At 70.0% G+C, this 14533-nt stretch carries 10 protein-coding genes; 8 read left to right on the top strand and 2 right to left on the bottom strand.

The genetic code is table 11. The annotated features are described in order from the left end of the window. The first annotated feature begins 1 nt into the window (after position 1). From AMYAL_RS0134310 to AMYAL_RS0134300, 3 genes are read left to right on the top strand one after another with little or no spacing between them, the layout of a single operon-like run. Positions 2-1882 (top strand): dipeptide/oligopeptide/nickel ABC transporter permease/ATP-binding protein, encoded by a 1881-nt coding sequence (locus AMYAL_RS0134310; protein WP_020635825.1) that lies wholly within the window; start codon positions 2-4, stop codon positions 1880-1882. Then, entirely contained in the window at positions 1879-2871 is a 993-nt protein-coding gene (locus AMYAL_RS0134305; RefSeq protein ID WP_020635824.1) for an ABC transporter ATP-binding protein, read from the top strand. Before AMYAL_RS0134310 ends, AMYAL_RS0134305 begins: the two co-directional genes overlap by 4 nt. Beyond that, positions 2868-6185 carry a serine hydrolase gene (locus tag AMYAL_RS0134300; protein ID WP_020635823.1) on the top strand — a complete coding sequence of 1106 codons (3318 nt, stop codon included), beginning with the start codon at positions 2868-2870 and terminating at the stop codon, positions 6183-6185. Before AMYAL_RS0134305 ends, AMYAL_RS0134300 begins: the two co-directional genes overlap by 4 nt. 37 nt (positions 6186-6222) lie before the next feature. Here the strand turns inward: AMYAL_RS0134300 and AMYAL_RS47955 are convergent, their stop codons facing one another. Continuing rightward, positions 6223-7593 (bottom strand): serine/threonine-protein kinase, encoded by a 1371-nt coding sequence (locus AMYAL_RS47955; RefSeq protein ID WP_020635822.1) that lies wholly within the window; start codon positions 7591-7593, stop codon positions 6223-6225. 230 nt (positions 7594-7823) lie between these two features. Between AMYAL_RS47955 and AMYAL_RS51130 the strand changes: the two genes are divergently transcribed. Next, entirely contained in the window at positions 7824-10229 is a 2406-nt protein-coding gene (locus tag AMYAL_RS51130) for an ABC transporter permease subunit (RefSeq protein ID WP_020635821.1), read from the top strand. A 27-nt stretch (positions 10230-10256) separates the two neighbouring features. Further along, positions 10257-11231, top strand: a complete 975-nt coding sequence (locus AMYAL_RS0134285; RefSeq protein ID WP_020635820.1) for a glycine betaine ABC transporter substrate-binding protein — start codon at positions 10257-10259, stop codon at positions 11229-11231. 23 nt (positions 11232-11254) lie between these two features. On the opposite strand, the gene AMYAL_RS0134280 is transcribed toward AMYAL_RS0134285, so the two are convergent. Then, positions 11255-11440, bottom strand: coding sequence for a hypothetical protein (locus tag AMYAL_RS0134280; RefSeq protein WP_020635819.1), 186 nt, complete (start codon positions 11438-11440; stop codon positions 11255-11257). Between the two features lie 191 nt (positions 11441-11631). Here AMYAL_RS0134280 and AMYAL_RS0134275 point away from each other — a divergent pair, with 191 nt between their 5' ends. The 3 genes from AMYAL_RS0134275 to AMYAL_RS47945 are packed head-to-tail and all read left to right on the top strand — an operon-like array spanning position 11632 to position 14512. Next, positions 11632-12012, top strand: coding sequence for a hypothetical protein (locus AMYAL_RS0134275; protein ID WP_039795969.1), 381 nt, complete (start codon positions 11632-11634; stop codon positions 12010-12012). An 11-nt stretch (positions 12013-12023) separates the two neighbouring features. Continuing rightward, on the top strand, positions 12024-13232 hold the full coding sequence (locus AMYAL_RS47950) for an ATP-binding protein (RefSeq protein ID WP_026467674.1): 1209 nt from the start codon (positions 12024-12026) through the stop codon (positions 13230-13232). A 41-nt stretch (positions 13233-13273) separates the two neighbouring features. Further along, positions 13274-14512 carry a tetratricopeptide repeat protein gene (locus AMYAL_RS47945; RefSeq protein ID WP_020635817.1) on the top strand — a complete coding sequence of 413 codons (1239 nt, stop codon included), beginning with the start codon at positions 13274-13276 and terminating at the stop codon, positions 14510-14512. The last annotated feature ends 21 nt before the right edge of the window (positions 14513-14533 follow it).

The following is a 14533-nucleotide window of genomic DNA, read 5'->3' as shown; positions in this document are numbered from 1 at the left end:
GATGGCGAAATGGTTCGCGGCCCTGCGCACCCCGGTGGGCGCGTTCGCGGCGGCCCTGCTGTTCGTGGTGGTCGCGCTCGCCGTGCTGGCCCCGATCCTGTGGCACGACAAGGCCTTCGAGATCGACACCGAAGCGATCGCGCAAGGATCGTCGGCGGCGCACTGGCTGGGCACCGACGACCTCGGCCGTGACATCCTCTTCCGGGTCCTGGTGGCGACCCGGCTTTCGGTGCTGCTGGCCGTGCTCGCGACGGTGATCGGGGTGGTGGCCGGGTTCATCCTCGGCACGTTGCCCTCGTTGCTGCCGAGGCCCGCCGCCCGGCTGGTCACCTCGGCGGTGAACATCGCGGTCGCGTTCCCAGGGCTGCTGCTGGTGCTGTTCTTCTCGGTGATCTTCGGCGTCGGCACCCACGGCGCGGTGCTGGCGGTCGGGTTCGCGCTGGCACCGGCGTTCGCGCGGCTCGCGCAGACCCTGTCGGCTTCCGTGGCGGGCCAGGACTTCGTGTCCGCAGCCCGGATCTCCGGGGTCGGCCGGATCCGCCTGCTGGTCCGGCACATCCTGCCCAACATCGGCGAACCGCTGGTGGTGAACGCGACCATCGGCGCGGGCTCCGCGCTGCTGGCGTTCTCCGGGCTGTCGTTCCTCGGCATCGGTGTCCAGGCACCGGATTACGACTGGGGGCGGCTGCTCGGTGAAGGGCTCAACGGGATCTACATCAACCCGGCGGCCGCGCTCGCGCCGGGCGTCGCGGTGGTACTGGCCGGGCTCGCCTTCAACCTGGTGGGGGAGACCGTCGCCGGGGTGATCGGTGTCCGTACCGGAGGGCGCAAGCTCGCGCCGCGGCAGGTCACCCCCGCCAGGGAGGGCGCCACCGAGGAGCATGACGACGCCGTGCTGGTGGTGGAGAACCTCCAGGTGGCGTTCCCGCGTCCGACGGGCTGGACCGTCCCGGTACGCGGGGTGAGCTTCACCGTCCGCGCAGGCGAGGCGATCGGCGTCGTCGGCGAGTCGGGCTCGGGGAAGAGCCTGACCGGGCTGGCGGTGTCACGGCTGGTCGAAGCGCCGGCCGTGGTGACCGCGGACAGGCTCGACTTCGCCGGGAAACCGGTGCTGACGACCCCGGAACGGGATCTGCGCGAGCTGCTCGGCACGTCGCTGGCGATGGTGTTCCAGGATCCGATGACCTCGTTCAACCCGACCAGGCGGATCGGCCGTCAGCTGGCCGAGGTCGCCGAACAACATCAGGGGCTTCCGCGGGCCAAGGCGTTCGAACGGGCCGTGGACCGGTTGCGCGCGGTGCGGATCCCGGCGGCCGAACGGCGGGCGAAACAGTATCCGCACGAGTTCTCCGGCGGGATGCGGCAGCGCGCGATGATCGGCATGGGCCTGATGGGCGACCCGCGGCTGATCATCGCCGACGAACCGACCACGGCGCTGGACGTCACCGTGCAGCGGCAGCTGCTGCGCCTGCTGGCCAGGACCAGGAGCGAGCGGAACACGGCGATCATCCTGATCAGCCACGACATCGCGGTCGTTTCGCAGACCTGCGAGCGGATGCTGGTCATGTACGCGGGCCGGGTGGTGGAGGACCTGCCGTCGGACGGGACGCCGCGGCATCCCTACACGAAGGCCCTGCTGGCCGCGACGCTCGACCTGGAGACCGATCGCGACGCGCCGCTCGCGGTGATCCCCGGCCGCCCGCCGGAACCGGATCGCGTCCCCACCGGCTGCGCCTTCGCCGACCGGTGCCCTCTGGTGACCGACCGGTGCCGTCTCGAAGACCCGGTGCTGGAGCGGGTGGAATCAGGGCATCGCGTCGCGTGCTGGGAGACGTCTTCGTTGCCTGACAAGGAAACCGTGACCGCCGGAGGTGCGGAGTGAGCGATCTCGTCTTCGACGCGGTGAGCGTCCGGTACGGCGGACGGCGCGGGCTCACCGCTGTCGACCACGTCGGGCTGACCGTCCCTTCCGGACAGGTCGTCGGGCTCGTCGGTGAATCGGGCTCGGGGAAGTCGACGCTGGCCCGCGCCGCCGTCGGGCTCTCGCCGGTCACCGCCGGGCGGGTCCTGCTGGGCGGGGTGGACGTCCGGAAACTGCCCCGGCGTCCTCCGCTGCAGATGGTGTTCCAGGACCCGTATTCCTCTTTGGACCCCCGGATGAGCATCGGCGAGTCCATCACCGAGGCGATCCCGCGTGGCGTTCTTCCCGGCCGCGCCGCGCGTCGGGACGAGGTCGCCCGGCTCCTGGAACTGGTCAACCTCGACCCGGACCGCGCCGGGCACCTGCCGGGGCAGCTTTCCGGTGGCCAACGGCAACGGGTGGCGCTCGCCCGCGCGCTGGCCGGGCGGCCCGAGGTGCTGATCGCGGACGAGATCACCTCCGCGCTCGACGTCTCGGTGCAGGGCGCGGTGCTCAACCTCGTCCGGTCCGTGCAACGGCGGCTGGGTCTGTCGATGCTGTTCATCTCGCACAACCTCGCGGTGATCCGCTATCTCAGCGACATCGTCGCGGTGATGTACCTCGGCCGCATCGTCGAGGTCGGACCGGCGGAGCAGGTGCTCACCGATCCGCAGCATCCCTACACGCGGGACCTGCTCGCCGCGGCGCCGTCCGCGCACACCTCACTGCTCGACACCGGCGCCGACGAGCCGACCGCCGACGTCGAGCCCGCCGACCCGCATCACCCGCCCGCCGGATGCCGCTACCACACACGATGTCCGGTCGGCCCGCTCGTCCGCGCCGACCGCGGACTCTGCCTCCAGGCGGATCCGACCGAGGACGCGGCACAACGACGTCACTCGGCGGCCTGCCATTTCAGCGAAAACGAGAGCCACAAGCTCGCCATCCCCAGAGGAGCCAGCGCACCATGACCCGACGTCTCGGTCTCGACGACCTGTACGGAATCGCCGTCCCCAGCCAGCCTTCGCTGTCACCGGACGGCGGCCGGATCGTCTACGTCCTGCGCACCGCCGACCGCGACGAGGACCGGAACGAACACGCGCTCTGGGAGGTCGGCGCGACCACCGGCGAAGCCCGGCAGCTCACCCGCGGCACCGCCGACCTGGCACCGAGCTGGGCGCCGGACGGCACGCGGATCGCGTTCCTCCGCGCCAAGGACGGCCCGCCGCAGGTGTGGTTCCTGCCGTCGTCGGGCGGGGAGGCCGAACAGATCACCGAACTGCCGCTCGGGGCGGGCGGCCCGGTGTGGAGCCCGGACGGCGGCAAGATCGCGTTCTCGGCCGCGGTCGACCTGGCGGACGGCGAACCCGCGAACGCCCCGGTGGTGGCGGAGCGGCTGGACTTCAAGGCCGACGGCGCCGGGCTGATCAAGACCATCCGCAAGCATCTGCACGTCCTCGACGTCGCCACCCGCGAAGTCCGGCAGGTCACCTTCGGCGATTGGCACGCGGGCGATCCCGCTTGGTCGCCCGATGGCACGCACCTGGCGTTCTCCGCCGGACGGGACTCCGACGCGGACCTGACTTTCCGTTCCGGCGCCTACGTTCTCGACGTGACCACGAAGACCGCCGAGCCGCGGCTGGTCGGCTCCGGCGAAGGCATGGCGGGTCCGGTCACCTGGACCGCCGACGGCCGCGAACTGCTGGTCACCGGCCGGGGTGACACCGAAATCGGGCATCTCGGGCTGCTGCGGGTCCCGCTCGACGGCGGCGACTCCGTCGACCTGACGGCGTCGCTGGACCGCAACGTGATGGCCGGCGGCTCGGGCTACCCCGGCGCGCTCCCGAAGCTGACCGAGGACGGCGGTTCCGTGCTGTTCGGTCTCCGCGACCGCGGCTGCACTCATCTGTACCGAGTGGACACCGACGGCGGGAACCCGCGCGCGGTCCTCGCGGGTGCGGACCGGGTCGTGTCCGGAATGGACATCGCGGCAGGCACGGTGGTGGTCGTCCTGGCCACGGGCACCTCGTTCGGTGAGATCGCGGTCGTCGACGTGGTCACCGGCGCTGTCGACGTGCGCACGCGACACGGCGCTTCAGTCGCCGACGTCGAACTTTTCCGTCACGAGGAACGGGAATTCACCATCGGCGACGGCACCGTCGTCCACGGCTGGCTGCTGCGGGACCCTGCCCGGTCCGGCGCCGCGCCGCTGCTGCTCGACATCCACGGAGGCCCGCACAACGCGTGGAACGGCGCGGCAGACTCGATCCACCTCTATCACCAGGCGCTCGTCGCGCGAGGCTGGGCGGTACTGCTGCTCAACCCGCGGGGCAGCGACGGCTACGGCGAGGATTTCTTCACGGGCGCTCTGGGCGGGTGGGGCACCGCCGATTCCCGCGACTTCCTCGAACCGCTGGACCAGCTGGTCGCCGAAGGGACCGCCGACGCGGACCGTCTCGCCGTCGCGGGTTACAGCTACGGCGGGTTCATGACCTGCTACCTGACCAGCCGCGACAACCGCTTCGCCGCCGCTGTCGCGGGTGGCGTGGTCAGCGATCTGACCAGCATGGAGGGCACTTCGGACGCGGGGCACTACCTGGCGGTCGGTGAGATCGGCGGCAAGTCGTGGGAGAAGGCCAACGAGGAGTTCTCGCCGTTCGCCAAGGTCGCGCAGGTGCGGACACCGACGCTGGTCATCCAGGGCGCGGAGGACGAGCGGTGCCCGGTCGGTCAGGCCGAGCAGTGGTTCGGCGCTCTGCGTGCGAGGGGCGTCCCGGCCCGGATGGTGTTGTACCCCGGTGGCTCGCATCTGTTCATCCTCGAGGGTCCGCCCTCGCACCGTCTCGACTTCAACCGTCGTGTCCTCGACTGGGTCGAGCAGTACGCGGCTCCGGCGGACGGGGTGTCGCGGGTGCCGATCGAGGCGGCGCACTGGCGGCGCCGCCTGGCCGAACTGGCGCGCAAGTACCGTGTTCCCGGTGCGGCACTCGGCATCACGCGGATCGGTGACGACACCGAGGTCCACGCTTCCTACGGCGTGCTCAACACGGCGACCGGGGTGGAGGTCACCGAGGATTCGGTGTTCCAGATCGGTTCGATCTCCAAGGTGTGGACCTCGACCGTGGTGATGCAGCTGGTCGACGAAGGACTTCTCGATCTGGACGCGCCGATCGCCGACGTCGTCCCGGAACTGCGGCTGGCCGACCCGGACGTCGCCAAACAGGTGACCATGCGGCATCTGCTGACACACACCAGCGGGATCGACGGCGACGTCTTCACCGACACCGGCCGTGGTGACGACACGCTGGAGCGCTACGTCGAGATCCTCGACCAGGCCGCGCAGAACCATCCGCTCGGGGAGACGTTCTCCTACTGCAACTCGGGTTTCGTGCTGATGGGCCGGGTGATCGAGAAGCTCACCGGGCAGACCTGGGACGCCGCGATGCGGGATAAGCTGTTCGCCCCGCTCGGCCTCACCCACACCGTGACCCTGCCCGAGGAAGCGCTGATGTTCCGCGCCGCCGTCGGTCACGTCGACGGCGCGGACGACGAACAGCGGCCCGCGCCGGTCTGGGGACTGCCGCGGGCCATGGGCCCGGCGGGGCTGATCACCGCCACGACCAAGGACGTCCTCGGATTCGCACGGCTGCACCTGACCGGCGGCCTCACCCCGTCTGGTGAGCGGATCCTGACGACGGCGTCCGCCACCGCGATGGCGGAGAAGCAGACCGACATCCCCGACAAGCACTCGCTCGGCGACTCCTGGGGCCTCGGCTGGATCCGCGACGACTGGAGCGGACGGCGGGTCATCGGCCACGACGGCAACACGATCGGCCAGTCGGCGTTCCTGCGGCTGCTGCCCGATCAAGGACTCGCCGTCACGCTGCTCACCAACGGCGGAAACACGCGCGACCTGTTCCAGGAGCTGTACCGGGAGATTTTCGCCGAACTCGCCGACGTGGCGATGCCGCGGCCGCTGGAACCGCCGGCGACCCCGGTCACCGTCGACGGGGCCCGGCACGTCGGTGTCTACGAACGGGCGGGCGTGCTGATGGAGGTTCTGTCCGAAGGGGACGGACTCCGGCTCCGGCAGACCGTCACGGGTCCGCTGGCCGAACTGGTGCCGGAGAAGACGCAGGAGTTCGACCTGGTCCCGGTGGCCGACTCGCTCTACGTCTGCCGTGCGCCGGGTACCCAGACCTGGACGCCGGTCACCTTCTACAGCTTGCCGACGGGTGAGCCGTACGTGCATCATGGCGTGCGCGCGACGCCGAAGGTGTCCTAAAGCGCTTGGCCCGCCCGGAAAATTCTTCCGGGCGGGCTCAGCTGACGAGGTCGACGACCAGGACGACGGTTTCGTCGGACGGCCAGGACGAGGCGCCAGGCGGAAAAGTGTCCAAAGTGGACCAGAACGGGTGGTGCGGCGGGACGATGATGACGCGCCTGCCGCCGGGGCGCATTCCGGCGAGGCCGTCTCCGGCGCGGTGCCCCTTCAGGATTTCCGGCGCGGCCTGGAGGTTCCAGGTCGACCGGACCAGCTTTCCCGACCATGAGAGCGCTTCGGTCCTGATGTCGAGTTGGAGCCGGCCGTCGTCGCGGTCCGCGACCGGTTCACCGCGTGTACCGGTGGTGATGTCGTTGGTGACGAGCGAAGCGGGCGGCGCGCAGTCTCGGGGAATCGTGATGCCGGGCCGCTGGCCCGCCGCGCCGGAGACCTCGATCCAGTCGAGGTGACACGGTGGCTGAACGGTCGGTGACGCCGAAGGTTTCGTGGAGTCCGGTGCGGCGCTGTTCCGGTCATCGCCACCGGGCCACAGGATCGCCGCGGCGGTGACCGCGACGATGGAGGCCGCGGCAAGCCAGAGCAGGCGGGTCCGATGCCGCCGTGGGTGTCCGACGGAGTCACCGTCACGGGCGTGTTCGAGCAGGGCACGCGTGGCGTCGGCATCCAGCCGGGAGCGTTCCGGGGCCAGCAGGCCGGTGATGGCGTCGGCGAGCGGCCCGCGGGCGATGTCGAGCACGGGTTTCTCGGTGAGGACGGCGGCCATGGTGGCTTCGAGGTTGGCCCGCTGGAACGCCTGCCGCCCTTCGGCCGCGTAGAACAGGGTGGCGCCCAGCGCCCACAGATCGGATCCGGGTGTGGCGTCGTGGCCGTTGAGCCGCTCGGGCGCCATGTAGGCGGGGGAGCCGATCAACAGGCCGGTGCTGGTCAGCCGGGTGTCCGTGGCCGAGTGGGCGATGCCGAAGTCGGTCAGTTTGACGGAGCCCGCGGGCAGCATGACGTTGGCGGGTTTGACATCCCGGTGGACGATCCCGGCGGTGTGCGCGGTGGTCAGCGCGGACAGCAGGCCGAGCCCGATCTCGGCGACACGACGCGCGGGCAAGGGGCCGTGGTGTTCGACGTGGTCGGCGAGATCGGTGCCGTCCAGCAGCTCCATGACCACGTGCGGGACATCATCGTGCTCGAAGGCGTCGTAGACGGTGACGATGTGCGGGTCGCTGAGCTGACCGGCGAGGCGGGCTTCCCGGATGAAGCGCTGGGACGCGACGTGACCACTGTCGAGCGTGTGGAGCTGTTTGATCGCGACCTGACGCCCCAAGAGCCGGTCTTGGGCGAGCCACACGGCTCCCATTCCGCCGCGGCCGAGTTCCCGGACCAGAACGTACCGGTCCTGGAGCACCTCGTTCGTCATCCCGCACCCTTCGGCCATCGAATCGTCGCGCAGTTTAGGGGCAGCGGTGACCGTGTGGGTTCCCAAGGCCGCGTCCCGAATCTTTACGTCGAGCTGTGGACAGGAGCCCGTGAACATGTTGGGCTGAGACCCGGTCGAAGCTGGAGTGGTCGGCGATTTTCTGCCCTGCGACGTCGAGGAGCGGCGCCCTGAGCCTGTCGGAGTACCTCCGGGAGAACTGGATCGACGTCGTGAACGACGCGATCCTGCACGTGGATCTCACCCTGGCGGCGATGGCGCTGGCCGTGCTGATCGGAATGACGCTCGGCCTGCTCACCTATCGTCGGCGGTGGCTCGGCGCGATGGCGACCACGACGACGGCGGCGTTCCTGACCATCCCGTCGATCGCGCTGCTGGGCATCCTGATCGGCCCGTTCGGACTGGGACTGACGAATGTCCTGTTCGCACTGGTGCTCTACGCGCTCCTGCCGATCACGCGCAACACGATCGTCGGGCTGCGCGGCGTCGATCCGGCGGTGGTGGACGCGGCGCGTGGGATGGGGTTCGGCCGCGCGCGACTGCTGTTCCGCGTGCGCCTGCCGCTGGCCTGGCCGGTGATCCTTTCCGGCATCCGGGTCTCGACGCAGATCACGATCGGTATCGCGGCCATCGGCGCGTATGTCAAGGGCCCCGGCCTCGGCAACGAGATCTTCGACGGGCTCGGCCGGTTCGGCTCGGTCAACTCGCTGAACCAGGTCCTCACCGGAACGTTCGGGATCATGGTGCTGGCGCTGTTGTTCGACCTGGCCTTCGTGGTGGTCGGCAAGCTGACCACGCGGCGACGTCGCCGTGTCCCGCGAGCGGTGGCCCCGGCGGTGTCCGGGGAAGCATCAGCCGGAATGGGTGGTGAGACGATCGAGCTGCGGGACGTCAGCAAGCACTACCCCGGACGAGCGGTACCGGCGGTCGAAAACCTGACGATGCGGATCCCCGCGGGCGAGATCGTCGTGCTGACCGGTCCGTCGGGATGCGGCAAGACGACGACCATGCGGATGATCAACCGGCTCGTCGAGCCCACCGGGGGCGTCGTCACGGTCGGCGGCACCGACGTGTCGGCGCTCGACCTCGACGAACACCGGCGCAGCACCGGCTACGTCATCCAGCAGATCGGGCTCTTCCCGCATCTGCGGGTGGACGCCAACATCGGCGTGGTGCCACGGGTGCTCGGCTGGACCCGGCGACGCATCGCCGACCGCGTGCGTGAAGTGCTCGACGTCGTCGGCCTGACCCGCGAGCACGGCATCCGGTACCCGCGTGAGCTTTCCGGCGGTCAGCAGCAGCGCGTCGGGGTGGCGCGGGCGATGGCCGCGGACCCGCCGGTCATGCTGATGGACGAGCCGTTCGGCTCCACCGACCCGATCACGCGCGCCCGGCTGCAGGACGAATTCCTTCGCCTGCAACGGGAAGTGCGCAAGACGATCGTGTTCGTCACCCACGACTTCGACGAGGCGCTGAAGATCGGCGACCGGATCGCCGTGCTGCGGCCGCGATCCGTGATCGCTCAGTACGACACGCCCCAGGCGATCCTCGCCGCGCCCGCGGACGACTACGTCGCGAGCTTCGTCGGCTCGAAGCGGAACTTGAAGCGGCTCGCGCTGATCCGGGTGGGTGACCTGGACCTCCGGCAGGCGGACGGGCCGGACGAACTGCCTCCGGTCCGGCCCGACACCACCTTGCTGGAGGTGCTGGACGTGATGGTGCGGACCGGCAGCACCGCGGTCGTGGTCACCGAGGACAGCACCGTGCCGACGCTGGGCGTGTGCGACGTGCCGAGCCTCGTCGCCGCGCTCAGGCCCACCGACGAGGTACGTGCGCCCGCGATCCCGGACGCGGAGGAGGCACCTGGGCCGGACACCACGGTGCTCGCGCGGCCGCGCCGGCGGCGGCTCGGACTGCTGGTGCGCCCGGTCCTGCTGGCCCTCGCCTTGCTGTCGCTCTTCATGATCGTGCGCGCGCACCCGCTCGACTCGATCGAACAGCGTTTCCTCAACCCCGGCGAGATCCTCACCGAACTGGGCGCGCATCTGCGGCTCACCCTGATCTCGACGGTGTGCACCGTCGCCATCGCCCTCCCGCTCGGCATCCTGCTCACCCGTGACGGCGCCCGCTGGGCCCGGCCCATCGGCCTGGGGCTGGGCAACCTCGGCCAGGCGATCCCGTCGATCGGGCTCGTCGTGCTGCTCGCGCTCTGGATGGGCACGGGTACCGCGACGGCGGTGACGGCGCTCGTCGTCTACGCGACCTTGCCGGTGCTGCGCAACACGATCGTCGGGCTCGACGGCGTCGACCCGACCCTCGTCGACGCCGCGCGCGGCATGGGCATGGGCAAGACGGCCGTTCTGTGGCGGATCGAAGTGCCGCTGGCCGTCCCGGTGATCCTCGCCGGGATCCGGACCGCGCTGGTGCTCACCGTCGCGAGCGCGACGCTGGCGACGTTCATCGACGGCGGCGGTCTCGGCGGCGGGCTCGTCGCCGGGATCGGGCTGAACCGCCCGATCCTGAGCCTGACCTTCGGCATCATCGTCGCCGCACTGGCGCTCTTCGTCGACTGGCTGGGGCTGGTCGCCGAGGAGGTCCTGCACCCGCGCGGCAGGTAGCTCGACCGACTTCAAGGAGGACCACCCATGCGGATGCTCCAGCGCACGACCGCCGCCGTGCTCGCGCTCGTCGCGTCAGCGTCGCTCGCGGCAGGCTGCACGATCGGCAAGGACGAGACCGGCGCTCAGGTGGGCGCGGGATCCATCAAGAAGATCGACGCGCTGAACGGCGCCCAGATCCGCGTCAGCTCCAAGGAGTTCGACGAGCAGCTGCTGCTCGGCCAGATCGCCCTCGTCGCACTGCGGGCGGCCGGGGCGAGCCCTCAGGACAAGACCAACATCACCGGCTCGAGCAACGTCCGTCAGGCGCTCACCAGCGGCGCGGTCGACCTGTACTGGGAGTACACCGGCACCGCCTGGATCAGCTACCTCAACCAGACCAAGCCGATCAGTGATCCGCAGGCGCAGTACGAAGCGGTCAAACAGGCCGACACCGCCAACGGTGTCACCTGGTGGGCACGCTCGCCCGCCAACGACACCTACGCCCTCGCGGGCAACCCGGAGACACTGGCCCGGACCGGCGTCAAGACGCTGTCCGACTACGCGGCCCTGGTGAAGCGGGACCCGGCCGCGGCCTCGACCTGTATGGGCCCGGAGTTCAAGAGCCGGGACGACGGGTTCCCCGGCCTGGCGAAGACCTATGGGTTCACCCTGCCCGACCCGCAGGTGCACCTGCTCAACGACGCCGTCGTCTATCCGAGCATCGGCAAGGGGGACCCGTGCGGCTTCGGCTCGGTCGCCTCCACCGACGGGCGCGTGGCCGGACAGCACCTCACCGTGCTCGAGGACGACAAGCACTTCTTCCCGACGTACAACCCCGCCATCACGATCGCCACTTCGCTCGCCCAGAAGTACCCGCAGCTGGAGCAGGTCTTCACGCAGATCGCCGCGAAGCTCGACACCGCGACGCTCACGGACCTGAACAAGAAGGTCAGCGTCGACGGCCAGAAGCCCGCCACGGTCGCCAGTGACTGGCTCAAGTCGGCGGGCTTCATCAGCTGAACCGTCTGTGGTCTTCCGGGGGGTCAGGCCTTGCGTCGCGCCAGGTAGCGGATCACCAGAAGCGCGATGCAGACGACCGAGACGCCACCCGCGATCATGCGGTAAGTCCAGGTCATTCCCGCGAACTCGCCGATCGAGTTGGCGGCGGCGCTGGCGAGGAGGACGAGCCAGAGCGAAACGGTGACCAGTGCGCTTTTGCTGTTGTTCATGGGAAAGACGCTAGAAGCAGGCGAAGTGGGGAACCAGGGGAGTGACCCCCGAACGCGGGTGGTGCTGGCGCTACCCCGGAATCGGCTTCCCTCTTCGCATGGCGTCTGGTGGTGACGTGACGAGGTTGTAGCGGTCTGGGCTTGCTGGCCGATATCGATGATTGACGGCCGTGCGAAGTGAGGGGTTCGGTGTGCTCGAGTCGGTGGAGCTGGTGGTCGCGGCGTTGGCCGCCGGGGCGGCGGCCGGGACGCGTGAGACGGCGTCGACAGCGGTGAAGGACGCGTACGCGGGGGTGAAGACGCTGGCCCTGCGCACGTTGCGCCGTGGCGGTTCCGTGCCGCCCGCGGTGGTGGCGGCGGTCGAATCCGACGTGATCGCGCCGGGCGATCTCGAGACAGCGCTGACCGCGGCGGACGCGGGGGCCGATGAAGAGCTCGTGGCGGCGGCGCTCAAGGTCCTGGAGCTGACCGATCCCGCCGGAACCCAGGCGGGAAAGTACCGGGTGCTGCTGCACGGCAACAAAGGCGTGCAGATCGGCGACCACAACACCCAGACCAACACCTTCGGCTGACGTCGTCGCCGATGCCCTCGAACCCCTACGGTTCCGACGGAAAACCGTCCCCCGCCTACGAGTTCCGCGGCGTGCAGGTGGGAAACCACAATGTCCAGCACAACACCTACGCGCAGCACGTCCACGTACCCGCGGTCGTCACGCCGATGGAGAAGCTCGACGCTCCTGCCGGTCTGATCAACCTGCCGGAGCGGTCCGCGCTGTTCGTCGGCCGTGGCGGGGACCTGCGGCGGCTGCGGGACGCGCTCGCGGCATCGTCAGGGTCGGTGGTGGTGACCGCGGTGCACGGCTTGGGCGGGGTCGGCAAGAGCACGCTCGCCGCGCACTACGCCGAAACGCACCGCGCCGGCCACTCCCTGGTGTGGTGGATCACCGCCGACGCACCCACGTCCATCGAGAGCGGCTTGGCGTGCCTGGCGGTCGCGCTGCAACCCGCGGTGGGAACCCTGCCGCTGGAGCAGCAGACCGAGCACGGCCTGCGGTGGCTGGCCACGCACGGTGGCTGGCTGCTCATCCTGGACAACCTTCCCGGACCGAATGACGCGGCGACGTTGCTGGCACGCCTGCCTGGGGGCCAGGTGCTGATCACCAGCCGCCGCACCACCGGCTGGCACGACATCGCCACCACGCCGCTCTCGCTCGACGTCCTGGAACCCGGCCAGGCACACGAGCTGCTCACCAGGATCCTGACCCGGCACGACCCCGCCGCCGTCACCGACGGCGCGGACGCCGTATGCGCCGAACTGGGCCATCTGCCGCTCGCCATCGAACAGGCCGGCGCTTTCATGGCCGAAACCGGTACCTCCGCCGGCGAGTACCTGGACCTGCTCGGCCGCTACCCGGCCGCCATGTACGGCGAGACCGCCGAGGGCGGGGACACGCACCGAACCATGGCCCGGATCTGGCGCGTCACCCTCGATCGGCTCGCCGACACACCGTTGGCGGGCAAGGTGTTGCGGATGCTGGCGTGGTACGCCCCCGACGACATCCCCACGGCGCTGCTGAATGGTTTCGATGACGAACTCGCCGTGATCAAGGCGCTGGGACGCCTGGCCGCCTACGCCATGATCACCCGCGCCGGTGAGGTGATCAGCGTGCACCGGCTCGTGCAGGCGGTCACCCGCACCCCGACCCCGATGACCTTCACCGCACTCCGGTCGACGTCGCACACGCGCGCGACCACGCCACCCGCGCGCTGGCCCTGGCGCTCCGGCCGCTGAACCCCGAGGCGCCCCAGGACTGGCCGGGGCTGCGGTTGCTGATGCCCCACGCTCAAGCACTCATCGGCAGCACCGCCCCCGAGGAAGACACCGGCGACACCATCTTCGTCCTCGGTCACCTGGGCCGTTTTCTGGGGAACCAGGGGACAGTGGCGATGGCGGCGGGATACCTGGACCGGTGCCTCACCGGCTGCGTGCGGATGCTGGGTCCGGACCATCCCGGCACGCTGGCCTCCCGCGACAATCTCGCGGGCGCCTACGAGTCGGAAGGGAATCTCCGAGAGGCCATCCGGCTGTACAGGGCCGCTCTGGCCGATCGTGAACGAGTGTTGGGGGCAGAGCACCCGGACACGCTGACCTCCCGTAACAACCTCGCTTACGCCTACCGGTCGGCAGGGAATCTCGACCACGCGATCCCACTGCATGAAGCCACCCTCTCCGACCGTGAGCGAGTACTGGGACCCGAACACCCTGACACTTCGACCTCGCGCAACAATCTCGCTGCCGCTTACGCGTCGGCGGGGAATCTCCGGCGGGCGATCCCGCTGTACAAGGCCGCCCTTGCCGATCGCGAGCGGGTGCTGGGCCTCGACCATCCGGACACGCTGACCTCCCGCAACAACCTCGCGGGCGCGTACCGGGCAGCGGGAGATCCCGTGCAGGCCATTCCCCTGTACGAAGCCACCGTCGCCGATTTTGAACGGGTCCTGGGCCCCGACCACCCCAAGACGTTGACGTCCCGCAACAATCTCGCCGGCGCCTACGAGATGGCGGGGAATCTCCGGCGGGCGATCCCGTTGCACAAGGCCACCCTCGCGGACCGCGAGCGGGTCCTGGGTCCCGACCACCCCAGCACGCTGACGTCACGCAACAATCTCGCCGCCGCCTACGAGATGGCGGGAGAACTCGGGCAGGCGATCCCGCTCCATGAATCGACCGTCGCCGACTGTGAGCGGGTGCTGGGTCCGGACCACCCCGACACGCTCATGTCCCGCAACAACCTCGCCTACGCCTACTGGCTGGCGGGGGATCTCGGGCGGGCGATCCCTTTGCACGAGGCCACTCTCGCCGCCCGCGAACGTGTGCTCGGCCCCGGCCACCCGCATACGCTGTCCTCTCGGTACAACCTCGCCGGCGCCTACGAATCGGCAGGGAATCTCAGGCAAGCGATCCCCCTGTACAAAGCCACCCTCGCCGCTTACAAGCGGATGCTGGGGGCCGGTCACCCCGAAACCCAGGCCGTACGCGCGAGTCTCCGCCGCGCCCGTGGCCGGGCGTAACACGACCGCGGTACCCGACGA

Origin of the sequence: Amycolatopsis alba DSM 44262, from assembly GCF_000384215.1 — a bacterium.
Classification (GTDB): domain Bacteria; phylum Actinomycetota; class Actinomycetes; order Mycobacteriales; family Pseudonocardiaceae; genus Amycolatopsis; species Amycolatopsis alba.
This window is presented reverse-complemented; position numbering and strand designations above follow the sequence as displayed.